This window comes from Nocardioides islandensis (assembly GCF_015352455.1).
Classification (GTDB): Bacteria; Actinomycetota; Actinomycetes; order Propionibacteriales; family Nocardioidaceae; genus Nocardioides; species Nocardioides islandensis.
In genome coordinates this window covers 247,901-273,727 of record NZ_JADKPN010000001.1, presented here as the reverse complement: position 1 = coordinate 273,727, position 25,827 = coordinate 247,901, and the positions used below count along the sequence as shown (strand labels likewise).

At 72.1% G+C, this 25,827-nt stretch carries 20 protein-coding genes; 7 read left to right on the top strand and 13 right to left on the bottom strand.

The genetic code is table 11. From position 1 onward, the window contains the following. Positions 1–46: 46 nt before the first annotated feature. On the bottom strand, positions 47–2,506 hold the full coding sequence (locus ISU07_RS01340; RefSeq protein WP_194704949.1) for an amidohydrolase family protein: 2,460 nt from the start codon (positions 2,504–2,506) through the stop codon (positions 47–49). A 53-nt stretch (positions 2,507–2,559) separates the two neighbouring features. Here ISU07_RS01340 and ISU07_RS01335 point away from each other — a divergent pair, with 53 nt between their 5' ends. Then, the gene (locus tag ISU07_RS01335; RefSeq protein ID WP_194704948.1) at positions 2,560–5,871 is read left to right on the top strand and encodes an ATP-binding protein; all 3,312 of its coding nucleotides are present in this window, start codon (positions 2,560–2,562) and stop codon (positions 5,869–5,871) included. Between the two features lie 54 nt (positions 5,872–5,925). Here ISU07_RS01335 and ISU07_RS01330 read toward each other — a convergent pair whose 3' ends face one another. The 3 genes from ISU07_RS01330 to ISU07_RS01320 form a co-directional block, all read right to left on the bottom strand. Then, entirely contained in the window at positions 5,926–6,651 is a 726-nt protein-coding gene (locus ISU07_RS01330; protein ID WP_194704947.1) for a hemerythrin domain-containing protein, read from the bottom strand. Positions 6,652–6,726: 75 nt separating this feature from the next. Beyond that, a complete protein-coding gene (locus tag ISU07_RS01325) occupies positions 6,727–8,457 on the bottom strand; it encodes a PKD domain-containing protein (protein ID WP_194704946.1) in 1,731 nt (576 codons plus the stop codon). A gap of 51 nt (positions 8,458–8,508) precedes the next feature. Further along, positions 8,509–9,261, bottom strand: a complete 753-nt coding sequence (locus tag ISU07_RS01320) for an IclR family transcriptional regulator (protein ID WP_194704945.1) — start codon at positions 9,259–9,261, stop codon at positions 8,509–8,511. A 203-nt stretch (positions 9,262–9,464) separates the two neighbouring features. On the opposite strand from ISU07_RS01320, the gene hutH reads away from it, so the two are divergent. Both hutH and hutU read left to right on the top strand, forming a co-directional pair. Beyond that, entirely contained in the window at positions 9,465–11,000 is a 1,536-nt protein-coding gene (hutH, locus tag ISU07_RS01315; protein ID WP_228521077.1) for a histidine ammonia-lyase, read from the top strand. Further along, positions 10,997–12,709 (top strand): urocanate hydratase, encoded by a 1,713-nt coding sequence (gene hutU / locus ISU07_RS01310; protein ID WP_194704943.1) that lies wholly within the window; start codon positions 10,997–10,999, stop codon positions 12,707–12,709. The genes hutH and hutU overlap by 4 nt, the downstream gene beginning before the upstream one ends. 99 nt (positions 12,710–12,808) lie before the next feature. Here the strand turns inward: hutU and ISU07_RS01305 are convergent, their stop codons facing one another. The 3 genes from ISU07_RS01305 to ISU07_RS01295 form a co-directional block, all read right to left on the bottom strand. Then, the gene (locus ISU07_RS01305) at positions 12,809–13,285 is read right to left on the bottom strand and encodes a hypothetical protein (protein ID WP_194704942.1); all 477 of its coding nucleotides are present in this window, start codon (positions 13,283–13,285) and stop codon (positions 12,809–12,811) included. 63 nt (positions 13,286–13,348) lie between these two features. Continuing rightward, a complete protein-coding gene (locus tag ISU07_RS01300) occupies positions 13,349–14,023 on the bottom strand; it encodes a 3'-5' exonuclease family protein (RefSeq protein ID WP_228521076.1) in 675 nt (224 codons plus the stop codon). Beyond that, on the bottom strand, positions 14,020–15,228 hold the full coding sequence (locus ISU07_RS01295) for a hypothetical protein (RefSeq protein ID WP_194704941.1): 1,209 nt from the start codon (positions 15,226–15,228) through the stop codon (positions 14,020–14,022). The genes ISU07_RS01300 and ISU07_RS01295 overlap by 4 nt, the downstream gene beginning before the upstream one ends. A 45-nt stretch (positions 15,229–15,273) precedes the next feature. Between ISU07_RS01295 and ISU07_RS01290 the strand changes: the two genes are divergently transcribed. Continuing rightward, positions 15,274–15,780, top strand: a complete 507-nt coding sequence (locus tag ISU07_RS01290) for a hypothetical protein (protein ID WP_194704940.1) — start codon at positions 15,274–15,276, stop codon at positions 15,778–15,780. After that, complete coding sequence (locus ISU07_RS01285; RefSeq protein WP_194704939.1) at positions 15,777–16,526, top strand: nucleoside/nucleotide kinase family protein; 750 nt, start codon at positions 15,777–15,779, stop codon at positions 16,524–16,526. The genes ISU07_RS01290 and ISU07_RS01285 overlap by 4 nt, the downstream gene beginning before the upstream one ends. 3 nt (positions 16,527–16,529) lie before the next feature. Here ISU07_RS01285 and ISU07_RS01280 read toward each other — a convergent pair whose 3' ends face one another. Then, positions 16,530–17,540, bottom strand: coding sequence for a hypothetical protein (locus tag ISU07_RS01280; RefSeq protein ID WP_194704938.1), 1,011 nt, complete (start codon positions 17,538–17,540; stop codon positions 16,530–16,532). Positions 17,541–17,644: 104 nt separating this feature from the next. Beyond that, positions 17,645–19,279, bottom strand: coding sequence for an APC family permease (locus ISU07_RS01275; protein WP_228521075.1), 1,635 nt, complete (start codon positions 19,277–19,279; stop codon positions 17,645–17,647). A gap of 171 nt (positions 19,280–19,450) precedes the next feature. Between ISU07_RS01275 and rocF the strand changes: the two genes are divergently transcribed. Beyond that, positions 19,451–20,365, top strand: coding sequence for an arginase (rocF, locus tag ISU07_RS01270; protein ID WP_194704937.1), 915 nt, complete (start codon positions 19,451–19,453; stop codon positions 20,363–20,365). Between the two features lie 24 nt (positions 20,366–20,389). Here rocF and ISU07_RS01265 read toward each other — a convergent pair whose 3' ends face one another. Genes ISU07_RS01265 through ISU07_RS01250 form a run of 4 tightly spaced genes read right to left on the bottom strand, consistent with a single transcriptional unit; the run spans position 20,390 to position 25,445 of the window. Then, the gene (locus ISU07_RS01265; protein ID WP_194704936.1) at positions 20,390–21,439 is read right to left on the bottom strand and encodes a glycosyltransferase family 2 protein; all 1,050 of its coding nucleotides are present in this window, start codon (positions 21,437–21,439) and stop codon (positions 20,390–20,392) included. Next, positions 21,439–22,668 carry an FAD-dependent oxidoreductase gene (locus ISU07_RS01260; protein ID WP_194704935.1) on the bottom strand — a complete coding sequence of 410 codons (1,230 nt, stop codon included), beginning with the start codon at positions 22,666–22,668 and terminating at the stop codon, positions 21,439–21,441. The genes ISU07_RS01265 and ISU07_RS01260 overlap by 1 nt, the downstream gene beginning before the upstream one ends. Further along, positions 22,665–24,674, bottom strand: a complete 2,010-nt coding sequence (locus tag ISU07_RS01255) for a spermine/spermidine synthase domain-containing protein (RefSeq protein WP_194704934.1) — start codon at positions 24,672–24,674, stop codon at positions 22,665–22,667. The genes ISU07_RS01260 and ISU07_RS01255 overlap by 4 nt, the downstream gene beginning before the upstream one ends. A 36-nt stretch (positions 24,675–24,710) precedes the next feature. Then, positions 24,711–25,445, bottom strand: a complete 735-nt coding sequence (locus ISU07_RS01250) for a hypothetical protein (protein WP_194704933.1) — start codon at positions 25,443–25,445, stop codon at positions 24,711–24,713. Positions 25,446–25,533: 88 nt separating this feature from the next. On the opposite strand from ISU07_RS01250, the gene ISU07_RS01245 reads away from it, so the two are divergent. Next, entirely contained in the window at positions 25,534–25,773 is a 240-nt protein-coding gene (locus ISU07_RS01245) for a hypothetical protein (protein ID WP_194704932.1), read from the top strand. Positions 25,774–25,827: the final 54 nt, after the last annotated feature.

Genomic DNA, 25,827 nt, shown 5'->3' with positions numbered 1-25,827 from the left:
CATCACGTCACCGCGCCGCTTCGTCGAGGCGTGATCGAAGGCCTCGTCAGCGACGGCCGACATGCACGACGTGGCCGCCCGCGTCGTACCTGACCACCATCCGCACGTCGGGGTCGGTCGACGTGCGCGCGCAGAACGTCGCCCGGGTCGCGATGCGCGTGTACGGCTGGCCCACGGCTCTCATCACCGCCCGCACCGACATGCCCGGACGCACCAGCGACTTCAAGGTCGGTACGGGCTGACGCAGCGACGGGTTGCGGCAGGAGTCCGGGGCGATGCCGGTCGCGCGCTCCCACATCTGGAGGTACGCCTCGGCGCCGCGCGCCATGTCCTCGGCCAGCGCCGGGCCGTCGGGACCGGCGACGTGCTGGATGTCCTCGATCCAGTCGGGGTACAGCCCGTACTGCGCCACGCCGTCGACGTTGACGTCGTAGACCCGCTCGCCGGCGTGCTGCTTCCCGATGCGTACGCCGTTCAGGCCGGTGAACGGGTATATCACGGGAGCTGGGGCCGACGAACCCCGTGGGTCGCCCTGCGCCCCGAGGCCGTTCATGTCCGCGCCGTAACCGAAGCCCCAGTAGTAGCGGGGATCCGCCCAGCCGAGGTGGGCGCGCCACTTGTCCACGAAGCCGGTGGAGTCGCCGGCGTACGGCGTGATGAAGCCACCGAGCCGGTAGATCCGCGGGTAGGCATCGGGCGTGGACCACGAGTGCGAGGACACGACGCCGGGGTAGCCGAGGGCCTCGACCTGGTCGAGGGCGGAGTTCCGGGCCTTCACGCTCATGTGGTCGGGGTCGAGGATCATGTGCCGCTGCGCGAGGCCCGCGATCGTTGCCTCGCCGAGCGTGGTGAGGCCGCGCGAGTTGCAGTGGTGCGGCGGCCCGTAGATCGGAAGCGCGAGGTTCGGGACGCCGACCAGGGCGGCCACCGCCCCGAAGAGCGCGTCCTGCTGCGAGCCGTCGATCTGGCCGTCCGGGAGGGCGGGAACGGCCAGCTGGTCGCGGTCGTGGGACTCGGCGTCCGGGGGATCGCAGTGCCGCATGTCCCAGAACGACCCGGTCTCCAGGAAGTTGGCGGCGTTGACGGCCACCCCCACCTCGCCGTTGTCGCCGGCGACGCCCGCGAGCGCGTTGTCGAACTTGTTGACCAGCTCCATCTGCCGCACGCCGAGCTTCTTCACCTCGTCCAGCTGCCGCTCGATCGAGGCGACGTCGCACTGCGGCACATCGAGCTTCATCGTGCAGCCGAACGGCACCGACGTCTCGATGCCCATCACCACCGCCATCTTCCCGGCGTTGATGACCTTCCGGGCCTCGAACGGCGAGCGGACGATCCGGTAGAAGCCCTTGCCCGGGCCGCCGAACTGGGCGTCGATGTAGTCCTGCATCGCGTACATGTCGTGCGCCTGCAGGCGGATCGAGTCCATGTCGTCGCAGGAGTTCCGCTTCAGCGGGTAGAGCCGGCACAGCTGGTCGTTCTCGACGAGGAGGTTCACGAACAGCCGCTGGCCGCCGCGCCAGGAGCGCTCCAGCCACCGGTAGTACGTGCCCTCGTGGGTCAGCGAGTCCGGCGCCGGCCAGTCCTTGAACGTCGGCCAGCCCACCGGGTCGTGGTGCGGCCTGCCCGACAGCGCGGACTCCAGGGCACCGCCGAAGCCTCCGGTCGCGGTGTGGTCCGGGCAGTCGACGAGGGCGTACGGCGCGCCGTACTCGTGCCACGGCCGCCCGCAGTGCGCGTCACCGCCGAGGAACTCGAAGGCCATCCCGTGGGTGTGCGCGTCGACGTACCCGCGCACCTCCTGGTACGGCGTCACGCCGGCGTGCGGGCGGCCGCTGACGTCGATCCGGGACTCCGGGTACGGCGCGCAGCCGGTCGTCACGTGCGGCTCGAAGGCGGTCCTCCCGTCGACGGACAGCCGCGTGGTGCCGCTGCGGAAGACGAACCCGTTGCTGCGCTTCGATGACGACCAGACGGTGCTTGCGGAGGGTGCGGCCGCCTTCCCGGTGGTGCTCACGAACTGTCGCTGCGCGTCGTACAACAGGTACGTGCCGAGCCCGGTCGGCTTGAAGAACAACGGCTCGCCGCCGGGCACGAGCCGGTAGCAGCCGTTCGCCATGGCGTAGACGTCGGCCGGCACCTCGGTCCGCGGCTGCATCACCCGCACCGTCGTCAGCGGCGGGTCGGGGAGGGCGCGCTCGCGCGCGACGTACGCCGTGTGCGCGGCCTTCTGCGCCGGCGTGGTCGGGTCGACGGCCGTCGCCGCGTCGGCCGAACGCGACAGGGAGTTCTTCGTGCGCGGGTCGTCGTGGGTGTGCGCCAGACCATGATGCCGCGTGCCGGGCGGGTCGACGTGCGGGCGGGCCTCGAGCACCCTCGTCTTGGTGGCGTCGTAGTTGCGCAGCAGGTCGCCGGTGCGGTTCGCCGACGCGGGCAGCTGGGTCGCGGTGACGACCAGGCCGGCGGCCAGGGACGCGGTGAGGACGAGCTGACGCAGAGGTGTGCCCACGGACCTCCAACGAGCGGGTCCTCCTGAGGTCACCGCCGCCTATGCTCGCCCCCGTGTGGGTGGGGGTGCTCGGCCCGACGGTCGTGGCCGCGTCCGGTGACGGGGAGCCCATCGACGTGCCCGCACAGAAGCAGCGGGCTCTGCTGGCCGCCCTGGCGCTGCACGCCCCGCGGGCCGCGTCCGCCGAGGCGCTGGTCGAGGCGATGTGGGGTGCCGACGCCCCCGACACGGCCGGCGCCTCGCTGCACTCCTACGTCTCGCGGGTCCGCCGCATGCTGGAGCCGGACCTGCCGGCGCGGTCGCCCTCGACGTACCTCCCGAGCGTGGACGGCGGCTACCGGCTGGTGGCCGAGACGGATGCGGCCGAGGTCGTGGCGACCCTCGGCGAGGTGCACGCAGCCATCGGCTCGCTGCGCACCGCCCTCGTCCCCGTCGCCACGGCCGGTGTGGACACCATGGCCCTGGCCGACCGGCTCGCGCGAGCCCTGGACGCCTGGCGCGGACAGCCGTACGACGACCTGCCGGACTCCGACCTCGTCCGCCCGGAGCGGGCCCGCCTGGAGGCCCTGCGGGTGCAGGCACAGGAGGATCGGGCCACCCTGCTCGTCGCGAGTGGACGGGACGCCGAGGCCGTCGCGGAGCTGGAGGCCCTGACGAGGGCGCACCCGTTGCGCGAGCGTCCCTGGCTGCTGCTGGCGGCCGCCCTCGCTCGCTCGGGCCGGCAGGCCGACGCGCTGGCCGCCCTCGACGAGCTCCGGCGGGCGCTGGACGACGAGCTCGGCCTTGAGCCGTCGCACGACGTCAACGACCTGCAGACCGCGATCCTGCGTCACCAGCTGCCGGCCGCCTCCGAGTCGCCGCCGGCGGCGCCGGAGCAGGTCCAGGTGACGCTCCCCGAGTGGCCGATGGTCGGACGGGACCGGCACCTCGCCGCCCTCGAGACCCTGCTGGGGCGTGTCGAGGTCGGCGGTCCCGCGTTCGCCGCCCTCGTGGGCGAGCCGGGCGCCGGCAAGAGCCGGCTGGCCGCGGAGCTCGCCGTCCGGGCCCAGCAGCGAGGCGCCGTCGTGCTGGTGGGTCGCTGCTCCCAGGACGAGGACGCACCCCCGCTCTGGCCGTGGCGACAGGCCCTGGGGGAGGACGCGCTCCACGGCGGCCGGGCCGGTGAGGACCACGACGCGGCGAGGTTCGCGGTGGCCGAGTCGGTACGTCGCGAGCTCGGCCAGCGGGCCGCCGTCCGGACGGTGCTGCTCGTGCTGGAGGACCTCCACTGGGCGGACGCGTCCTCGCTGCGGGTGCTGCGTCACGTCGTCGCCCACCTCGAGACCGGCCGGGTCCTGGTGCTGGCGACGTGGCGGAGCGCTGCGGCGCGGGGTGGCGAGCCGCTCGCCGAGGTGGCCGAGGCGCTGGCCCGGCGGCACGCCGCGCGGCTCGACGTCACCGGCCTCACGCCGGAGGAGACCGGCGAGCTGGTGGCCGAGCTGACCGGCGACCGCGACGCCGGCCTGGCCGTCGCGCTGCACGAGCGCACCGAGGGCAACCCGTTCTTCCTGATCGAGTACGGCCGCCTCGCCCGGGACGAGGGCCGGGCCCTCCGGGAGGCGGTCGACGGGGTGCCGGCGACCGTGGCCGCGGTCCTGACCCGCCGCATCGCCCAGCTGCCCCAGCCGACCTCGGCCGCGCTGACGGCCGGCGCGGTGATCGGCCGCGAGTTCCAGGTCGACGTGCTCGCCCGCGCCCTCGAGACCGAGGAGACCGCCCTGCTCGACCTCCTGCAGCCGGCCGTCGACGGCGACCTGCTGCGCGACGAGGGCGGCGACGTGTTCCGCTTCGGCCACGCGCTCGCCCGGGACGCGGCGTACGACGCCCTCACCCCGTCGCGCCGCGAGCGCCTGCACGCCGTCGTCGCGGGCATCGTGGAGCAGTCCGACCAGGCGGACGCCCGCTCGGCCGAGGTGGCTCGGCACTGGGCGGCGGCGGGTCCGCGGCACGTGCGGCGGGCCTGGCAGGCGGCGTCGAGGGCCGCGGCCCTGGCCATGACCGGCCACGCCGCCGACGAGGCCGCCGCACACCTGCGCGCGGCCCTCTCCCTCCACGCCGAGGATGCCCGCCGGAGCGAGCGCGAGCGGTACGACCTGCTGGTCGCCTACGCCGACGCCTGTCGGTGGAGCACCCGACGGCTCGAGATGCACCAGGCCTGCGACGAGGCGGCCCTCATCGCGGGCCGGCTCGGCGACGCGGCCCTCGTCGTCGCCGCCGTCTCGGTGCCGAGCGAGGACGCCCTCTGGCCCGCGCGGAGCTACGGTGAGGCGAACGACGAGGTCATCGGCGTGATGAGGCAGACGCTCGCGGGGCTCCCGATCGAGGACTCCGCGCTGCGCAGCAGGCTGCTGCTCGCGCTGGCGTCCGAGAGCTACTACGACGCGCGGCCGGCCGAGACCGACCGCCTCGTCGAGGAGGCGCTGGGCATCGCCCGCCGGCTCGCGGACGCCGGTGACACGCGGCTGCTGGCGGAGTCGCTGCTCGCGGCGAGCGTCGTGTGGTGGCAGCCGGACAAGCTCGCGGAGCGCGTCTCGATGCTGGCCGAGTGCCGGCGGCTCGCGGAGGCGGAGGGCGACGCCCGGCTCGCGGCCAACGCCCGGTGCCTGCAGGCCAGTGCTCGCTGCGAGCGCGGTGGCATCGACGGCCTGGACGAGGAGCTGGCCGAGCTCACGACGGTCGTCCGCGAGCTCCGCCTGTACTTCGCGGAGCTGATCACGGTCTGCCTGGCGCACTCGTGGGCCGCCATGCGCGGCGACGCCGCCGCGGTCGCCGCGCTGTGGGGGAGGTTGACGGAGCTCGACGAGCAGATCTCGCTGGCCCACAAGCAGGACACCATCCGCGGGGCGGTCTTCAACGTGCCCCTGTGGAACAGCGCGAGCGGGTTCGACGAGGACCTGGTGGCCGCCTTCCTCGGCGAGACGGCGATCCCCCTGGCGACCGCTGCCGCCGCCCTGTACCTCCGCCACGGACTCCCGGACCGCGCGCGGGAGATGTGGGCGAGCCACACGTTCGACGCCGAGACCGTCAACTGGTACTCGCCTCCCTACTGGGCCTTCGCCGCCGAGGCGTCCCTCGGCCTGGACGACCCGGCCACCGCGGCCCTCGTGTACCCGCGGCTGCGGCCGCTCAGCGGTGGCTGCGTGATGTCGGGCTCCAACCCGGCGATCGGACCCGTCGACGCGTACCTGGCCCTCGCCGCCGCCGCGACCGGCGACACCGCCCTCGCGACCGAGCACGCGGACCGGGCCGTCGAGCAGCTGCGCTCCTGGCGGGTCCCGCAGGTCGAGGCCTGGTTCCTCGGCCTGCGGGACCGCCACGGGTTCTGACCTCCGCCGCTGGTCGAGGAGGGACGAAGTCCCGTCACGAGACCAGCGGGGTGGCTACGCAGGCAGGTACGCGAAGGCGGCGCGCTCGAGCCGGCGGAACTTCCGGCGGCCGAACCACATGACGACCCGGAAGGCCTGGCCCGCCTTGGCGTAGGTCTCGTCCACCACGGCGGGGGCGAGGTCCTCGGCGAGCCAGTTGCAGATGAAGGCCAGCAACGGGAGGTTCCGCTTGGTGTCGCCGAAGTGCTCCTTCTCGATGCGCTCCCAATCCTCCGCCGTCATGTGCCGTTGGAGGATCACCAGCGCCTCGGTCTCCTCGTGCCGGAGGTGGTGGTCGAGCAGCTCCCGGGTCTCCGCGAGCCGTACCGCGAGCCGGGCCTTGAGCCGCTCGCGGTCCTGGCCGTCGGCGGACCGCGAGAGCTCGCCGAGGAGCTGCTCACAGGACGCCAGCTGCGGGTCGATCGTGTCGTGCTCGGCCTCCATGGCCAGCAGCGTCGCCCGCTCGTCGTCGTCGGCACGCTCGAGCAGGAACGGCCAGATGCCGGCGTCCTCCCCGCTGTGGTGCTCGTGGAGCACCTCGGCGAACTTGTCCCACCGTGCGGCCAGCGCGGTCCAGGTGCCCAGGTCGTCGACCGGGGTGTGCGGGACGGCGCCCGCGAACCGTGCGAGGTCGCGCCGGAAAGCGTGGTGCATCAGGTACATCATCATCATGTCCACCGGGCCCGCCGGGGCGGCGGCCTGGCCGGGGAGCATGAGCTGCTCGGGGTACGTCGTGGTCATCGCGGGCTCCTTCGTGGTGGGTGATGTCCCCACCGTGACGGGCCCGTCTTGAGCGCCACTTGCGCGCGACTTGCGCTACCGCTGGATACGGATCACCTTCACCGGGCTGGTCGCCTCGAAGGTCGCGGCGGTGCCGGGCAGGAAGGCGCGGACCTTGACCTTGGGCTGCTTCGGGACGCGGACGACGTACGACGCGGCGTACGTGCCCTGCTGGGACACGGTCGCCTTGCCGATCGAGCGCCACGCGCCGCGGATGAAGCCCTGGAGACGCACGGTCTTGCCCTTCTTGCCCGGGGTGACCTTGCCGCTCAGCCGGACCGTGGCGCCCGGGTGGACGCGCTTCTCGGAGACCTTGAGGGTGATGTCCGGCTGCGGCAGCACGGTGAGCGAGCGCTGCGCGCCGAAGCGGGCCGGCTGGGTGGCGGACTTGCTCGCGGTGCCGGCGTACGCGACCACCACGGTGACCTTCTTCGTCACCTCCGGGATGCGGATGCGGTAGCTGCCGCTCGTGCGCGTGACGCCGGTGCCGAGCGGCTTGCACTGGGAGAGCGGGGCGTTGCGGGACGGGCACGCGTAGGCGTCGACCTGCTGTCCGGCCACCCCCTGGCCGGTGTCCTGGTCGGCGAGCTCACCGGTGATGCGGTTGCCGGCGGCCTGCTTGACGCGCAGGCGCGAGCCGGCGATCCGGACCTGGACCGTCGTGCTGCGCACCCCGGCGCTGTCGACCACCGTCGCCAGGGCGAGCACCGCGTTGGACGTGGGGTAGGTGTGCGTCGTGGTGGCCCCCGTCAGCGCCTTGGCGCCGTCACCGAAGACCCACTCGATCGAGGCGGTGCGTCCGGGGACGGCGGCGACCGGCGGCGTGGCCGCGAAGGTGACCGCGAGCGGCTGACCGGGGACCGGCGCGACGGAGGTCAGCTGTGGGGCCGTCGGGCATCCGTTGATGGTCTGCGTCACCGGCGCGAGGACCGACTGGGTGCCGCGGGCGTTGACCTGCACCGAGCTCGTCACGTCGGTGCAGACGAGCGTGTGACGCAGGAACGGTACGGCGGGGCTCACCGGGCCCGTGGCGGCTTCGCTGACCAGCCCGTTGAGGGTGAGGGTGAGGTCGTTCAGCGAGGCCGGGCTCGACCCGTAGGGCGGCGGCTGGAGGTCGAGCTTGACGCTCAGCTCGAGCTTCGGCCCCGCGTTGGCGGTCGCCGGGTTGAAGGTGATCGGTGTCGTGGCGGTGATCGGGAAGAGCAGGGTGGTTCCCGGGATCCAGATGCTCAGGTTGGCGGCCACGACGCCGTTGAGGCCGGTCGTGACGCTCTGGACGCCGAAGGAGAAGGGCGCGATCGTCGGGCTGCCGGGGATGATCGGCGTGAGCTGCACGTGTCCGGTGCCGTACCCCGCCGGGCACGACGTCGCGTAGCCCGAGCCGTCGAGGCCAGGGGCACATGACGCCGCCGTGGCGGAGGACCCCGCCAGGTAAGACCCGAGCGGCAGCGACGCCGGGTCGGCGACGGCCATCGTCTTGGCCGACGAGGTGCCCGGCCGGACGATGACCTCGGCCAGCCAGCGGGCGGGGTCGGTCGCCACGGTCGACGAGGTGTCGGTGACGTGGAGGTTGAGGTTCACCGGCTGCCCGGCCGCGGTGGTCGGCTGCGTCGGCGCGCCCGCGTCGAAGGTGGTGATCTCCACGCTCGCGCAGAACGGGCCGTCGCAGAGGTTCTGCGGCGCCGCGGCGACCGGTGGCGTGGCCAGCATGCTGACCGCGACCAGCACTGCCAGGGGTGCGCTGACGCGCAGGTGTCGACGTCTCATCCGGGCTCCCTCCCGCGTTCCTGACTGCTCAACGACCACCCGGGCAGAAGGTCACCGCCTGTCCGGACCACCCAGCCGCCGGGACAAGGTCGTAGCGGTCCGACGTACGGCCGCGGCCAGGCTCGCAGTCTCGCCCTCGGCGTAGGTCAGCGCCACTCCTGCAACCGGGTGCCCGTTGTGGTCGAGCACGGCCGAGGCCACGCTGGAGAGACCGGGCGTGACCTCACCCTCCTCCACGGCGTACCCGCGCTGCCGGGTGTCGCTCAGCAATGTGCGCAGCTGGCTGAGGGTGCGCGGCCCGGTGCCGTGACGCTGCACGAAGGCGTCCGCGCCCGGGTACAGCGCGCGGACCTGCGCCGCCGGCAGCTCGGCCAGGATCGCGCGCCCGCTGGCGGTCAGGTGAGCGGGCAGGCGCACGCCGACGTCGGTGACCAGCGGCGGCCGGCCCGGCGCGCGCTCCTCGACGACGTACAGGACGTCGCGCCCGTGCAGCACCGCCAGGTGGGCGCTCTGGCCGGTCGTGTCGGCCAGGTCGGCGAGCAGCCGTCTCGCGATCCGTTGCAGGGGCTCCTGCCGGGTGTACCCGCTGCCCACCTCGAACGCCGCCACGCCGAGGCCCCACCGGTGCTCGTCGGGCAGGTGCACCACGAAACCCTCCTCGGCCATGGCGGTGAGCAGGTGGTACGCCGTGGAGCGCGGCAGCCCGCACGCCCGCATGATCCGGTCGATCGACGTCGGCTCCGGCTGGGAGGCCAGGAACCGCAGGACCCTCAGGGTCCTGGTGGCGGCGGGTACCTGTCCCATGAGTCTCTTCTTTCGCTGGTCGAGCCCGCGAGCGCCAGCGAGCGGTGTCGAGACCCGGTGAGAGTTACGGGGTCTCGACACGGGCTCGCCCAGGGGCTCGCCCGGCTCGACCAGCGAAGCGATGCGATGAGTCTCGCATCCGAGACACCCTCGACGGCACCCCTACTCCCCGAACGGGGCGCCGGAGGAGTTGCATGGGAGGCATGACGGTGCAGGTATACGTCGGCCCCCTGTCGATCGAGGACGTGGTGGCCGTGGCCCGCGACGGAGCCCCGGTGGCGTTGACCGACGGTGCGCTCGACGCGATCGACAAGGCGCGCGCGGTGGTCGAGGAGCTGGCGGCCGCGACGGACCCGGCGTACGGGATCTCGACCGGGTTCGGCGCGCTCGCGACGCGGCACATCCCGGCCGAGATGCGCGAGCAGCTCCAGCGGTCCCTGGTGCGGTCGCACGCCGCGGGTTCCGGACCGGAGGTCGAGCGCGAGGTGGTGCGCGCGCTGATGCTGCTGCGCCTCTCGACGCTGGCCACCGGGCACACCGGCATCCGCCGCGAGACGGCCGAGCTGATGGCCGCGCTGCTGTCGGCGGGGATCACGCCGGTCGTGCGCGAGTACGGCTCGCTGGGCTGCTCCGGCGACCTCGCGCCGTTGTCCCACTGCGCTCTCGCGCTGATGGGTGAGGGCGACGTACGGGACGCGTCCGGGACCCTCATGCCGGCCGCGGATGCGCTGGCCGCCGCGGGCCTCACGCCGGTCGAGCTCAAGGCCAAGGAGGGCCTGGCCCTCATCAACGGCACCGACGGCATGCTCGGCATGCTGGTCATGGCGATCACCGACCTGCGGATGCTGCTGCGGACGGCGGACATCGCCGCCGCCATGAGCGTCGAGGCGCAGATGGGCACCGACCGGGTCTTCGCCGCCGAGCTGCAGGAGCTCAGGCCCCAGGTGGGACAAGGGCTCTCGGCCGCCAACCTGCGCGCCGTCCTCGCCGGCTCCGGGGTGATGGCCAGCCACCGGGAGGACATGTTCCACCGGGTGCAGGACGCGTACTCGCTGCGCTGCTCGCCCCAGGTCCACGGCGCCGCCCGCGACACCGTCGAGCACGCCGCGCTGGTGGCGTCCCGCGAGCTGGCGTCGGCGGTCGACAACCCGGTGGTCGTGGGCGACGAGGTCCGCAGCAACGGCAACTTCCACGGTGCGCCGGTCGCCTACGTGCTGGACTTCCTGGCGATCGTCGCCGCAGACGCCGCCTCGATCAGCGAGCGGCGTACCGACCGCTTCCTCGACAAGGCCCGCAACCACGACCTGCCGCCGTTCCTCGCCGACGACCCCGGTGTCGACAGCGGGCACATGATCGCCCAGTACACGCAGGCCGCCATCGTCTCGGAGATGAAGCGGCTGGCCGTCCCGGCGTCCGTCGACTCGATCCCCTCCAGCGCGATGCAGGAGGACCACGTGTCGATGGGCTGGAACGCCGCCCGCAAGCTGCGCCGGTCCGTCGACGGCCTCTCGCGCGTCGTGGCGATCGAGCTGCTCACCGCGGCTCGGGCCCTCGACCTGCGCCGGCCGCTCGAGCCCGCGCCCGGCACCGGCGCCGTCGTCGACCTGCTGCGGTCGTCCGGGGTGCAAGGCCCCGGCCCCGACCGCTACCTGTCCCCGGAGATCGAGACCACCGTCTCCCTCGTCCAGTCCGGCGCCGTGCTCGCCGCCGTCGAAGAAGAGATCGGAGAACTCCAGTGAACGACCGCCTCCCCATCCACGCCGCGACCGGCACCGAGCTGACCGCCAAGTCCTGGCAGACCGAGGCGCCGCTGCGGATGCTGATGAACAACCTCGACCCCGAGGTGGCCGAGCGTCCCGAGGACCTCGTGGTGTACGGCGGCACCGGCAAGGCCGCCCGCAGCTGGCCGGCGTACGACGCCCTCGTGGCCACCCTGCGCGACCTCGAGGCCGACGAGACGATGCTCGTGCAGTCCGGCAAGCCGGTCGGCGTGATGAAGACCCACGAGTGGGCACCGCGCGTGCTGATCGCCAACTCCAACCTGGTCGGCGACTGGGCCAACTGGGAGGAGTTCCGCAAGCTCGAGGACCTCGGGCTGATCATGTACGGCCAGATGACCGCGGGCTCGTGGATCTACATCGGCACGCAGGGGATCCTGCAGGGCACGTTCGAGACGTTCGCGGCGGTGGCCGACAAGCTCGCCGCCCGAAGGGCCGGGTCGGTTCCTGAGGAGCCGCGAGGAACGAGCGGCGTCTCGAAGGGCAATGGCACGCTGGCCGGCACGATCACGCTGACCGCCGGCCTCGGCGGCATGGGCGGCGCGCAGCCGCTGGCCGTGACCATGAACGACGGCGTGGCGATCTGCGTGGACGTCGACCAGTCGCGGATCACCCGGCGGATCGAGCACAAGTACCTGGACGAGCAGGCGTCCTCGCTGGAGGACGCGGTCGCCCGTGCGGTCGCCGCGCGCGACGAGCGGCGCCCGCTGTCGATCGGCCTGCTCGGCAACGCGGCCGAGGTGTTTCCGAGGCTGCTGGAGATGAAGGCGCCGATCGACGTGGTCACCGACCAGACGTCGGCGCACGACCCGCTGTCGTACCTGCCGCTCGGTGTCGCCTTCGAGGACTGGAAGGACGCCGCTTCTCGGGATCCCGAGGGCTTCACCAAGGACGCGCAGTCGTCGATGGCCGTGCACGTGCGGGCGATGGTGGAGTTCCAGGACGCCGGTGCCGAGGTCTTCGACTACGGCAACTCGATCCGCGACGAGGCGAGGAAGGGCGGGTACGACCGGGCGTTCGAGTTCCCCGGCTTCGTACCGGCGTACATCCGGCCGCTCTTCTGCGAGGGCAAGGGCCCGTTCCGCTGGGCCGCCCTCTCCGGCGACCCCGCCGACATCGCCGCCACCGACCGCGCGATCCTCGAGCTTTTCCCCGACAACGAGCGGCTCCGGAAGTGGATCACCATGGCCGGCGAGCGGGTCCACTACCAGGGCCTGCCGGCGCGCATCTGCTGGCTCGGGTACGGCGAGCGCCACCTGGCCGGCCTGAAGTTCAACGAGATGGTGGCCTCCGGTGAGCTGAAGGCGCCGATCGTCATCGGCCGCGACCACCTCGACTGCGGCTCGGTGGCCTCGCCCTACCGCGAGACCGAGTCGATGCTCGACGGCTCCGACGCGATCGCCGACTGGGCGATCCTCAACGCGCTGGTGAACACCGCGTCAGGCGCGACCTGGGTGTCCTTCCACCACGGCGGCGGCGTCGGCATGGGCCGCTCGCTGCACGCCGGCCAGGTCTGCGTCGCCGACGGCACCGAGCTGGCCGCCCAGAAGATTGAGCGAGTGCTCACCAACGACCCCGGCATGGGGGTCATCCGGCACGTCGACGCGGGGTACGACCGCGCCGCCGAGGTGGCGTCCGAGCGCGGGGTACGGGTGCCGATGCGGGGCTGAGAGCACATGTAACGCGGTGTTAGGGGTACTTCCCACGCGTTCTAACGCGTGGGAAGACGGTCTAACACCGCGTTACATGTGCGTGCGGTACGGCGCGGGTCAGGCCGGGTCGCTGCGGTACCGGGTGTCCTCGCGCTGGGGGTCGAGCGTCGTTTCGCCGGTCGTCGTCCCCGTCGTGTGGGCGGAGACGTCGTCCCGGTCGGTGGCGGCGTGGGTGCCGGGAGGGGTCGGCTGGTAGTCGTCGGTGCGCGTGTCCACGTCGGGGTCGACGGCGTCGGCGGTCCGGAGGCGGTCCTCGACGCGAGCCTCCTCGACGGTGACGCCCTGGCGTGTCTCGGCGGCGGCCTGCTCGGCGCGCGCGGCCTCGGCGCGGGCCACCTCGGCCCGCGCGGCGGCCTCGTCGGCCTCGCGGCGCTGCGCCTCGACGGCGGCGGCCTTCTCCTCGGCCTCGGAGCGCAGGCTCTCCGCCTCCTCGCGCTTGGCGGCGGTGCGCTTGTTGCCCATCAGTGCGACGGCCACGCCGACCACGACGACCAGCACGACGACGATGAGGATGATCCAACCAACTGTGCCCATGACGTCACCGAATCACGGTTGCGCCGCTGACAGACCACCCCGCGGGGTGGCAGTGGCCACCGATCAGTAGTCGTCCCGCTGGCCCGGCATCCGCCAGCGGCGCAGGTTCTGGAACAGCTCGGCCTGCTCGACGGCGTCGTCCAGCGCGTTGTGGGTGTGCGGGCGCTCCGGCAGCAGCTCGGCCGGGATGTGCTCCTTGCCCAGCTTGTCCAGGACGTGGTGCGTGACGGCGTACATCATCGACTTCATGTCGAGCGCGGAGCCGAACGCGAACGGCGACCCGATGACGGAGTACGTGTGGAAGTACCACTGGAGGAACATCCAGTCGTACCCCATCGGCCAGCCCACGAAGACGGGCCGACGGCCGTGTGCGAGATCGTTGACCCAGCGGGCCGCGTCGGTCATCGCGTCGACGGGGTCCTCGCCCTCACGCAGCAGCCGGTCGCGGTCGAGGCCACCGGCCCGTACGACGTCCAGGTTGCTCGGCTCGAACTCGTGGGAGATCGGCTTGAGCTCGCGGTAGAAGCGTGCCGACTCCGGCTGGATCGGCGTGAACGTCCCGGCCGCGTCCTGCTCCCCGGCGATGCACATCCCGAGCGAGAGCATCGAGTACCGCCCAGGGACCGGCCCGTCGGCCTCGATGTCGGCGGAGATGTAGACGTCGGAGCGGACCGGTGGCTCGGTCGGCTCCTCGGTGGCCGGGTCGTCGGGGAGCTCGTCCTCGGAGGTCGTGGTCATGCGTGCTCACCCGGCTTCCGGGGAGCTTCCTTGAGCACCAGCTCGTAGACGTTCTTCAGCCCCGGCGACTCGTCGATCTTCTGCTGGAAGTAGTCGCTCACCTGGGTGTTGGACGCGGCGGCGATCCGCTCCGCGGCCGCGAGCAGCTCGTCCTCGTCCATGTCCGGCAGCCGCCGGACCAGCGCGATGATCTCGTCCCGGTCGGCGCCGACGTAGCAGTCGGCGATGGTGCCCTCGAGCGCCGCGAGCTGGCCGGCGATGGTCTCCCTGTCCAGCCGTTCGGCCCGGATGGCCTCGCTGAGCGCGTGCATCGTGCCGCCGACCTGGTACAGCCGCGCCGGTGGGTCGTCGAAGAGCTGCCGCAGGTACGACGCGTCGGCGTCGCGCCGCAGGATGCGGGTGATGTTGTAGAGCCGCTTGGCGACCTTGCCGTAGTTCTCGTGGCCCTCGGCGGAGTACTTCGCGATCTCGCCGGCGATCTGGTCGAGGTAGTTCTCCAGCCCGTCGGGGGAGACGTGCTGCACCAGCCGTTCGACGTCGACCTGGCTCTCCGGGTCGAGGTAGACCTCCTGGTAGAAGCTGTCGAGCACGCCGTCGAGCGCGATGATCGACCCGTCGGGCGACTCCCACGTGGCGTCGATGACCTTCGACACCGGTACGACCCGGTCGCGCTCGCGGTCGGCGTACACCCAGTCCAGCTTGACGAAACCCGGGTCCATGGCGACCTCGTGCATGCGCAGCCGGTGCGTCTCTCCGGTGGCGTCGACGACGCGGATCATCCGCACGTCGAGGTCCTCCAGGCCCCAGCTGATCGGCGAGCCCTGCCCGACGGGCTCCTCGGCCCGGCTGTACGGCGCGGGGTACAGGCCCAGCTTCATCTCGGCGAACTGCAGGTGCGGGTTGGTGAACGTCCGTGCGACGGCCTCGATCATCGTCAGCGCGAGCACCTCGATGGCGTCCTCGCGCGTCGGCGCGGTGATGTGGACGCGCTCGAAGAAGTCGCAGTCGCCCGGGAACAGCTGGAACTTCGACTGCGCCGCGCTGCCCGCGAGCGCCATCGCGCTGCGCACGCCCTCGCGCGCCTGGGTGCGGATCATGTCGGCGATCTGGCGCACCGCGTCGACGCCGGCGGCGTCGAAGTCGCCGACCACGTCGTCGAGTCCGAACACGCCGCCGCTGCGGACGAACCGCTCCTTCTCGTGCATGCGCACATCCTCGCTGCCTACGATGTCGCCCGGGGAGGGTTTCGCATGGACATCTCGACGTTCTACGCACTGTTCTCGGCGACCTGCTTCACGCTGCTCGGCCTGTGGTGGAACGTGCTCCAGCTCAACTCGAACTGGATCGGCGTGGCCGACGAGCGCCGGGCGGTCGGTGGGGTGTACCTGACGTTCCTGCTTCCCGCGCTGATGGGCCTCTTCGCCCAGGTCGGTGGGGCGGAGACCCCGAACATCTGGCGGGTCAGCTTCATCGCGGTCGCCGTCGTCGGCTGCGTCTCGACCCTGCGCCTGCTGCGCGTGCTCCGGTCCGGGGGCGACGAGCAGCCGCGCGCCAAGTACGTCGCCACGCTGGCCATCTACGTGCTCGTGGCGATCATCGGAGCGGCTCCCGAGGTGGCGAGCCCGCTGGACATCAAGCCCATCCAGGCCGAGGCGATCCTGCTGATCCTGCTGGTGCTGGTCGGCCACGGCCTGGTGTGGGACTTCATGGTGCGCCGCCCGCCGGGCGGGGCGCACGTGCGAGGCTCCGACGAGTGACCCCGGAGCGACGCGCCGTCCTCGCCGAGGTCGCGGGCGCGCTGCCCGACCTGGACCGGCCGTTGCTGGTCGTGGTCGACGGGGCGGACGGTGCCGGGAAGACCTGGTTCGCCGACGACCTGGCCGCCCTGCTGGGTGAGGCCGGCCGCGCGGTCGTGCGCGCCTCGCTCGACGACTTCCACCACCCGAAGGCCTACCGGCACGAGGCCGGGCGCACCGGCGAGACCGTGTGGTCGCGCTCGTTCGACTACCGCGCCGTGCGGCACGAGCTCCTGGACCCGTGGTGCCGCGGCGCCGGGACGCCGTACCGTCCCCGCGTCCACGACCTGGCGACCGACGCGGTGCTCGACGAGCCGCCGGCCGACGTGCCCGAGCACGGCGTCCTCCTCGTGGACGGCGTGTTCGCCCAGCGGGCCGAGCTGTCCGGGTGCTGGGACCTGGTCGTGTGGCTGGAGGTGCCGGACGAGGAGCGGGTACGCCGGATGGCCGACCGCGACGGCGTACCTCCCGACGTCGACCACCCGGACCAGCGCCGCTACCTCGAGGCGCAGCGGCTCTACCGCGCTGCCGCCGATCCTGTCGCGGACGCCGACCTGGTGGTCGACAACGCCGACCCCGGCCGGCCGTTCGTGGTCGGTCGCCCCGTCGTGCCGAGCGGCTGGCACCGCACCCCGCACGGTCTGCGCCGCGTGGTCACCACCGACACGGAGACGGCGGCACGCATCAACCGGCTGCTGGGCGAGTAGCCGTCACCCGGCCGGCGCGCGCCGGAGCCGCTCGAGCCCGTCGTCGGTCACCAGCGCTCGGGCGATCAGCATCGCGCCGGGCAGGGAGCCGATGCGAAGGCGTACGACGTCGCCGTGGACCTCGACGGAGCGGACGTCGTCGTACCGGATCTCGCGCACCCCGCCGTGGTTGCGCGAGATGAAGCGGTCCTCGAGGAACTCGGTGGTCGCCTCGGTGCCGTCGGGCACCGCGGACGCGAACGCGCGGCGGGCCTGGACGTAGCTGACCGCGACGAAGAGGACGGCGAAGGCCGGAGCCAGGACCAGCCAGGCTGGATGACCCAGCACTGCCGCGACCCCCGTCACCGCGAGGGCGACTCCGAGACGCGTCCAGAACGCCCGGCCGGTCAGGGTCGAGCGCAGGTGCACCGCGGCCAGGTGCGCGGCCCAACCGGCCGGCGCCACGAACCGTCTGCTCGGCTCACCCGCCACGGGCGGCACCGACGCCGCCGGCACCCGGCCCCGCGAGCGGGTGCGGACGTAGTCCAGCGCGTCGTCCGGCAGGATCTCCGCCGGCAGCAGCACGGGGCGCAGGCTGCCACGGACCGCGATGCTGAGGAATGCGCGCCGGCGCTTGATCTGGGCGACCGTGCCGTACGGCACCGTGCGCGAGCCTGCGGCCCGGCGCACCACGAGCGCGTCGTCGCCCAGGTCGACCTCGGTGACCAGGCCGGCTGCGTAGTTGCGGGCCAGGACGCGTCTGCTCAGCACCCTGACCGTGGGCACCATGACGGCGACGCAGACCACGACGGCCAGCAGCTCCAGGGCACCCCAGAAGAGACCGATCAGGAGCACCTTGCCGAGGTACGTCGGCAGCGAGCTCTCGTAGGTGACCAGGGACAGGACGACCCCGAACCCGAGACAGGCCACCACGAAGCCGGAGACCACGAGCGGGTTGAGCAGCCGCGCGAGTCCGTCGCGGTGCATCCCGTCCAGGAGGCTGCCGTCGGAGACGTATCGGTAGGTCGTCGTCACCCGGCGATCGTAGGCACCGTCAGCCCGCCACGACCGGCAAACAGCCGTGCTGGTCGAGCCCGACCCGGATCGGGTCGGTGTGTCGCCGACCAGCACGGCGCCGGTCAGATGTGGGCGAGCTGGTGGGCGTCACGGGCCAGCTGTGCCTGGACGTCGTCGTGGGGAAGCGCCAGCCGGACCGCCCAGAAGTAGACGGCGTAGCTGAAGCCGACGACGGCGAGGAGGTCGATCCAGGCGGGGAGCACGTTGAGCTGCGAGTCGCCGTACCGGCCGAGCGCACTGATCACGAGCATCCCCACCAGCCAGACGGGGATCCAGAGCGCGTGCTTGACCATCTTGAGATCGCCGGTGTGCGCCTGGCTGGAGCCGATCGCGAACAGGGCCAGGCCGAGGACGAGCGCCCCGATGACCTTGTACATGGTGTCGAACCCGCCGAAGTACAGGATCAGGTTCGCCGACGCGAACGACGCCGGCAGCACGAGTCCGGGCATCGGCACCTGGTAGGTCCTCGGCCGCTCGGCGTCCGAGGCGCGCAGCGCACCCAGTGCGATCGGGGCCATGCCGTACATGACGGCGGTCGCGCCGGTGACGGCGTTGACCAGCGAGTTCCAGCTGGGGAACGGACCGAACGCCACCATGCCGATGACGGTCGCGAGCAGGATCGAGACGACCGGGACGCCCTTGGCGTTGGTGCTCGCCAGCGAGGCCGGCATCTCCCGCTCCTCGCCCAGTGCGTACGAGAGCCGCGCCGTCGTCCCGAGGTAGACGATGCCCGTGCCCGCCGGCGAGATCACGGCGTCGACCAGGATCACCTTGGCCAGCCAGCCGGCGCCGACCGCCAGGGCGAGGGTGTACCACGCGCCGACGTTGGAGATGCTGCCCAGCGGCGCGTCCCAGTTGTGGGCGACGTCGCTCGGGTTGACCGCGCCGATGAGCGCGATCTGCAGGGCGGAGTACAGCACCGCGCCGAGCAGCATCGCGATCAGGATCGCGCGCGAGAGGTCACGTCGCGGGTTGCGTGCCTCGCCGGCGAACTGGACCGCCTGCTCGAAGCCCTGCGTGGCGAACACGACGCCGCCGGTCAGCGCGGCGAACACGCCGTGCATCCCATGGGGCATGAACCCGCCGCCCGTGGTGAAGTTGCCGCCGTTGAACTCGAGGGTCGCCACGACCAGGATCGCCAGGACCGGCACCGCGAACTTCCACAGCACGACGTAGGTGTTGGACTCCGAGAGGAACTCCGCGCCCGCCAGGTTGATCGTCATGAAGAGCAGCATCAGCGCGATCGCGACGACGTAGCCCCGCACGTTCAGGAAGCCGTTGTCGGCCTGGATCATGTTGAAGTGGTCCTCGACCCAGCCGACGGAGTTGGTGTACTCGATGCAGGCCAGCACCTCGATGGGGGCGATGAAGACGGCCTGGAGCCAGGCCGCCCAGCCGGCGGTGAAGCCGGCGACGCTGCCGTGGGAGTAGTAGGAGAAGCGGCCGCCGGCACCGGCGACGGGGTACGTCGCGCCGAGCTCGGCGTAGACGAGGGCGAGCAGCCCGAGCATCAGGGCCGCGAGGAACCACGCCAGGATCGACGCGGGACCGGCGAGCTCGGCGGCGTTCAGCGCGCCGAGCAGCCACCCGGACCCGATGATCGATCCGAGCGAGACGAACATCAGACCGTAGAAGCCGACCGTACGGTTCAGGTGACCGGCGCGAGGGGCGTCGTGCACCTCAGGGGTGACGGACATGGGGTGCCTACTTCTCGCCCACCGTTGCAGTCGGACGGATTGTCCGACAATCTTGGGCGACCGGATCGGAATGTAGTGACCTGGGTCACGCGCGAGAAGCCCGCTGTCTCTCGTGCTCGACTGGTGAGATGACGGCCCGCGCCGACGAGGACGGGCCGGCGAGGAGGGACGTTGGACGTCAGCCTGATCGGTGCCCCGACGGACGTGGGCGCCAGCGTCGTGGGGTGCCGCCTCGGCCCGGGGGCCTTGCGGCTCGCGGGCATCCAGGCCGCCTTCGAGCGGTTCGGTGCGACGGTCGTCGACCGTGGTGACCTGACCGGGCCCGTCAACCCGATGGCGCCGCCCGTCGACGGGTACCGCCACCTCGCGGAGGTGACGGAGTGGAACAGGTCGGTGCACGACGCGGTGTACGCCGAGGTGTCGGGCGGCCGGATGCCGGTGCTGCTCGGCGGGGACCACTGCCTGGCCATCGGGTCGGTAAGCGCCGTCGCGCGCCACTGCCGCGAGCAGGGTCGCCCGATGCGGCTGCTCTGGTTCGACGCGCACGCCGACTACAACACCGCCTCCATCACGCCTTCGGGCAACATGCACGGGATGCCGGTCGCGGTGCTCACCGGCAACGGCCCGCAGGACCTGGTCGAGCTGTCCGGGGCCGTGCCGGCGCTCGCGACGAGCGACGTGCGGCAGATCGGCCTGCGCGACGTCGACCTGGGTGAGAAGCACCTGCTCCACGAGCACCGCATCGAGGTCTTCGACATGCGCTACCTCGACGAGGTCGGCGTGCGCGAGGCGATGCGGATGGCGCTCGACGACCTGGATCCCGACACCCACGTGCACGTCAGCCTCGACCTGGACTTCCTCGACGACACCATCGCCCCCGGTGTCGGGACGCCCGTGCGGGGCGGCCCGACCTACCGCGAGGCCCACCTGTGCATGGAGATGGTGGCCGACACCGGCCGGCTCGGGAGCCTCGACATCGTGGAGCTGAACCCCGCCCTCGACGTCCGCAGCGAGACCGCCCGCCTGGCGGTCGACCTGGTCGAGAGCCTGTTCGGGAAGAGCACGCTCCTGCGGGTGCACCGCTGACACTGTCGACCAGCGGCAGCGATATCAGCCCTGTGCCAGCCGTCGTACCCGGTCCCACCAGCCGCCTGCGGCGGGCTGCTGCCCCCGGAGATGTCGCAGCCGACGCCGCAGCCGGCGGTTGTCCGCACGCAGGCGCTCCACCTCGTCGACCAGTCCGGGGGCCAGCTCGGCCGGTACGTCGAGCAGGTCGCGACGTCCCTCGGCGTCCAGCCGGCGCAGGCACTCGAGCATCAGGGCGCCGCCCTCGTGGGGACTGACGGCTCGGTAGTGGTAGCTCTGCCCCGGGCGCACCACCGCGACGCGGTCGAGGATCAGCTGCTGGAAGAAGAAGCGCTCCTCCGGCGTGCGGCAGACCGGCATCGTCGCCTCCATCAGCCCGGTGTACAGCGTGGTCCACGAGCCACGGACGCGCTCCTCGGGCCAGTCGAACCACTGCTTGTGGAAGTTCGTGCTGTGGTCGAGGCGGTGGTACATGGGCTGGGGCACGCGGAGGAACGGCCCCCAGCGCAGCAGCTTGGCCAGCCAGACGAACACCTCGGACAGACCGCGGAACTCGTCGCCCCGGATCGGCCCCGCCTGCTCGACCGCGCCGCGGCGCATCAGCCCGCGCACGGCCACCGGCTGCTTCTGCTCGATGTGCTGACGCATCCGGTCGAGCACGTCGCCCTCGATGGACGGTGCCGTCTCGAGGTCGGTGCGCCCGCCGTGCCACTGGCAGTCGGCGTAGACGACCGCCGCGTCGGGTCGCTCGCGGGCCGCCGCGACCAGCACCTCGAAGAACTCGGGATCCGTCGTGTCGTCGTGCTGGCGGTAGCAGAAGAACTCCCCGAGGGGCCGCTGCAGGAGCCAGTTCAGGTTGCCGAACCAGTCGAGGCGCGCCGGCTGCACCGTGAGGGAGAAGCGGTCGTCGGAGAGGAACGGCTCGCAGGCCCGGGCGCTCTCCTCGTCGGCGGCGTCGACGGCGATGATCGCGTCGAAGTCGGTGAAGGTCTGCTCCTGCAGGGACCTCAGCGCCGCACCCACCTGCTCCGCGCCCCGGTAGACCGGCACGCCGACCGTGATCGTCCGGGGCATCAGGCCACCACCCGGTCGGCGCAGTGCTGCGCGAACAGCGGCGCCATGGTGAGCTTGCCGGGGTCCACCGAGTGGTAGCCGTCCTCGCTGGTGACCCCGATCGCGAAGCGGTGGTGCAGCTCGCTGAGCGGGTCGTCGATGTCGGTCTCGCCCCACGCGACGATCACGCCGCCCTTCACGGTGGCGTCTGCCAGGTGCTCGTCGCCGAGGGCCGCGAGGTCGGGCACCAGCTGCGCCAGCCCGCGGACCGTCCCGCGCACGATGTCGTCGCGCACGTCACCCGTGGGGTGCGTCTCCCAGGACGTCGGGGGGCTGACCTCTCCGCTGTAGCCACGCAGGCAGGCCGGGTACCACGTGAGGTAGACGGTGTCGTCGGGGTAGCGGACCACCTCGCCGAACGGCCCGCTCACGACCGTCGCGCTCGGCGGCGCCGGAGCCGACGCGGGCCACCGCACGCTCACGCCGTACTTCAGCCGGTGCAGCCACGGCCGGCCGGGGCGCAGGCCGAGCGTCTCGTCGACCGCCAGTCGCCCGCCCCACAGTGCGTTGACGACCTGGTCGAACGGCTCGTCCCACTCCTCGCCGGGCTGCCCGACCAGGAACCCGGTGACCTCGAAGCGCTCGTCGGCCGTGCGCTTGACCGCCTCGACGCGGTGCCCGGTGCGCACCTCGACCAGCGGCTCCTCGGTGATGCGACGGCGCAGGATGGAGGCCAGCGCGAGCGGGTCGACCGCGACCTCGGGGCTGTCGAAGACGCCGACCGCCTCGGCCGGGTCGAAGCACGCCTCGATCTCGGCCTCCGTCCAGCGCCTCAGCGGCGCGGTCACGGCGCCGCCCAGGTACGTCGCTCCGGGCACTCGAGCCGCGTCGGCCACGAGCCCGTGCACGGCGTCCAGGTAGGCGGCGACCTGCTCGACGCCGTGCTGGCTGTCGCGGTGGACGACGTACGCCGCCGGGCTGGAGGTGGCCAGGTCGAGGTCGCCGCCGAGGTGGCGACGGAGGAACGGGGCGAAGGCCAGCGCGCCGGACAGCATCGTGCGGGCGGTCCGCAGCGACGGGTCGGCGGCGTACATGTAGCCGAGGTGCACCTTGCCCTCGTTCGCCACCGCGGTGCGTGTCAGCAGGTCGGGGTTCTCGTCGACCAGGACGACGTGAGCCCCGCGAGAGGCCAGCTCCAGGGCGATGCAGCAGCCTTGGAGACCGCCGCCGAGGACGCCGACGCGGGTCATGCCATGGAGACGCGCGGCTTCAGCAGGAACGCGATGAGGTAGAGCACGGCGACCACGATGAGCAGGTTCGCGTAGCCGGTCAGCAGGGCGGCGTACTCCAGGCAGCCACCCACGATGGCGCCGAGGATGTTCACCGCGAACGCCGCGCGCGAGTCGCCCGAGTCGCTGAACCGTTTGGCGAACGCGATGTTGGCCAGGTAGATCGGCAGGAAGGCCAGCGCGACCGCGATCAGCAACCGGGGCACGAACGGCAGCGGCAGCAGCCAGTCCGGCCGGATGGCGTACGCCAGGGCGAGGGACGCGGCGATGCCGCCGAACACCACCGGCAGCCGTGGCGTGCGGAGCCGTCGTTCGGTCTCGACGGCGGCGAGCACGACCATGAGCACGCCGGCGAAGACGAGTGCGTTCACCAGCCAGGTCGTGCCGAACAGCAGCGCAAACGTCGCGACGTTCTTGGTCTCCAGTAGCAGGAACGCAGCGCCCATGAAGAAGAGGTCGGCGTACGGGCGCATCGAGCGGAACGACCCGCCGAGCACCCGCAGGGCCAGGGCCGAGACCAGCAGGATGCCCGCGATGGCCCAGAGGTAGAGGGTGGGGAAGCCCTCGCCCTTGTAGTAGAGGAACGGCCGGTCGTCGGTCGAGGGTGCGATCACCTCACCGGAGGGCTGGTACGCCGCGCCGCACTGCTGGTGGCTCTCGTCCAGGGCCGCGGTCACCACGGCCTGGGCGCCGGCGAACGTGTCGACGCACGGCGTGTGCCCGAACACGGTCTGCGCGGTGCCGGCCAGCCGGTCGATCAGCCAGTCCTCGCGGTAGTAGTTGTACATCGCGAACGAGCCGTCGGGCTTCAGGTGGTCGCGGGCCTCCTCCAGCGCCTGCTGGGTGAACAGGAACGACTCGAGGCGGATCTGCGAGGCGCCGCTGACCAGGGTGAGGGAGTCCGGCAGCGCGAAGAGGATCAGGTCGTACCTCTGGTCGGTCCCGGTCAGGAACGCACGGCCGTCGTTGACGTGCCGGGTGACCCGCGGGTCCTGGTAGGCCTCGTCGGGGTTGCGGTCGACGCCGATCTGCATGATCCGCGGGTCGATGTCGACGGCATCGATGTGCTGGGCGCCCTTGGAGAGCGCGATGGCGACGTCGGACCCGGAACCCGCCCCGACGATGAGGACGTTCTCGAGGCTGTTGTCCTTGATCCGCTCGTACGGCGTGGAGTACTGCTGCTCGCCCTGCTCGAGCTTCCACTGGGCCGGCGCCATCAGCTGGTGCGGGATGCCGTTGACGGCGATGTCGACGTAGTCGGGGTTCCCGGAGAGGTCCTTGGTGGTGATCTTGTAGTACGGCGACCAGCTGGTGTTGGCGGCCGTCGACTCGATCAGCAGCACGCCGACGATGGCGACGCCGGCCACGGTCGCGATGAGCCGCCTCAGGTTCGGGACGAGCAGGACGAACGCGACCGCGACGATCACGCCCCACACGACCGGCGGCGCCCAGAGGAACGACAGCACCGTGAACGCGCTGATGCCGACGAGCGAGCCGACCAGGTCCCAGCGGTACGCCGTCAGGGGGGTCAGGTCCGCGAAGCACCGGCCGACGATCTCGGCGGGACCGGCGATCACGAGGGCGACGGCCACGAAGACCAGCGGCAGCACGACCCAGGCAGGCGGCCCGCTCGCCTGGAGCGACGTGAAGTAGATGACGTCGGAGCCGGTGCGGTCGAGGGAGACCGGGAACAGGACGACGCCGAGCACCAGCACGGCCAGCAGCAGCGGCGCGGCGGGCACGAGCGTCCACGTCCGGCGGCTGACGAGGAACCCGATGCCGATGCCCAGGAACGAGCCCAGCAGCACGAAGTTCGAGAAGTACGACAGGTGCACGATGTTCGACCCGAGCCAGCGGATCAGGGCCAGCTCGAGGAACAGCATCAACGCGCTGCCGAGCACCAGGCGCCGTACGACCACACCCTGCCCGGCGACGCTGGCGGCCCGGACCGTCTTGGTGTCGCTCATGGCGGTCATCGTCTCAGCCGAGCGGTCCCGTGTACGTCAATGGGCGACATCGGCGCGCGGGAGCAGCGAGATCTTCTGCCAGATCTTGTTGGAGAGCTCGGTGGTCAGCGTCTCCAGGGTCGAGATGGTGTCGAGGACGACCTCGTCGGTGCTGTGCTCGGCGCAGAGGGCGGCCGTCTTGGCGGTGAGGCTGAGCATCTCCGAGCAGTAGTCGAGGTAGTGGTGCAGCTGGTCGGCGTCCAGGCCGTGGCTGACGGAGGCCTCGGTGCGGACGTACGTCGGCTGCACCTGCTCCGGGTCCTTCGACAGCTGGTGCATGTCGATGACGTGCGCCAGCGAGCGCAGCCGGTGCAGCAGCTGGAGCAGCGTCCGGCGCTCGCGGCGTTCGGGGAAGGCCCACAAGAAGAGCACCGCGATCGCCGAGAACACCAGGTCGTTGATCACGCTCTCGACGAAGGGGATCCAGTCGGAGGTGTGCTCGAGGCCGTCCTCGATGGCGGAGCGCAGGCTGAACACGAGCGCCAGGGCGGTGGCCACGACGATCGTGACGCTGATCGCGCGGGTGGTGAGCGTCGTACGCCGCAACCGCCGGTGCGACTGGCCCGCCTCGGACTCCACCCGGCGCACCAGGTCGGCGAGGTCGCGCGCCGCACGGGTCAGGCCCCGGTCACCGAACCGCGCCTCGATGCGGCGCTCGAGGTGCTCGACCGTGGCGCCGACGTGGTGGGCGACGAGCTGGACCTCGTCACCCGAGGGGCTCGTCGCTGCCACCTCAGCAGACTAGAGCGGCGACACGCCCGGACCGCGAAACTCGCCGTTTGCCGCCCCGTCGACGTGGTCGGGCCGGATACTCACGGCCATGGGCTTCTTCGACAGCCTCAAAGAGGCGCTCGGCGGCGACAAGGACGACGACGGTTCCGTGACGTCCGCGTCCGCCCCCGTCGACCCCGCCCTCGACCCGGCCCCCGCCTCGGCCCCCGCCTCGGCCTCCGACGTTGCCCCTGCGTCCGGCGATGCCCGCCACGTCGACCGCGACGCGACCGACGAGTCCACCGCCGCCCCGCACGTCATCGGCGGCAAGCACGCCCAGCGCGACTGACTTCGCCTCGGCGCCGGTGATGGTGCCGGTGATCGCGCGATCGCGCGGTTTCTG

Bases quoted from the DNA above. Each gene is read 5' to 3' on its own strand.
- ISU07_RS01330 (WP_194704947.1), bottom strand. From the start codon at position 6,651: ATGACCACGACGTACCCCGAGCAGCTCATGCTCCCCGGCCAGGCCGCC.
- ISU07_RS01325 (WP_194704946.1), bottom strand. From the start codon at position 8,457: ATGAGACGTCGACACCTGCGCGTCAGCGCACCCCTGGCAGTGCTGGTC.
- ISU07_RS01320 (WP_194704945.1), bottom strand. From the start codon at position 9,261: ATGGGACAGGTACCCGCCGCCACCAGGACCCTGAGGGTCCTGCGGTTC.
- hutH (WP_228521077.1), top strand. From the start codon at position 9,465: ATGACGGTGCAGGTATACGTCGGCCCCCTGTCGATCGAGGACGTGGTG.
- ISU07_RS01305 (WP_194704942.1), bottom strand. From the start codon at position 13,285: ATGGGCACAGTTGGTTGGATCATCCTCATCGTCGTCGTGCTGGTCGTC.
- ISU07_RS01300 (WP_228521076.1), bottom strand. From the start codon at position 14,023: ATGACCACGACCTCCGAGGACGAGCTCCCCGACGACCCGGCCACCGAG.
- ISU07_RS01295 (WP_194704941.1), bottom strand. From the start codon at position 15,228: ATGCACGAGAAGGAGCGGTTCGTCCGCAGCGGCGGCGTGTTCGGACTC.
- ISU07_RS01290 (WP_194704940.1), top strand. From the start codon at position 15,274: ATGGACATCTCGACGTTCTACGCACTGTTCTCGGCGACCTGCTTCACG.
- ISU07_RS01275 (WP_228521075.1), bottom strand. From the start codon at position 19,279: ATGTCCGTCACCCCTGAGGTGCACGACGCCCCTCGCGCCGGTCACCTG.
- ISU07_RS01265 (WP_194704936.1), bottom strand. From the start codon at position 21,439: ATGCCCCGGACGATCACGGTCGGCGTGCCGGTCTACCGGGGCGCGGAG.
- ISU07_RS01260 (WP_194704935.1), bottom strand. From the start codon at position 22,668: ATGACCCGCGTCGGCGTCCTCGGCGGCGGTCTCCAAGGCTGCTGCATC.
- ISU07_RS01255 (WP_194704934.1), bottom strand. From the start codon at position 24,674: ATGAGCGACACCAAGACGGTCCGGGCCGCCAGCGTCGCCGGGCAGGGT.
- ISU07_RS01245 (WP_194704932.1), top strand. From the start codon at position 25,534: ATGGGCTTCTTCGACAGCCTCAAAGAGGCGCTCGGCGGCGACAAGGAC.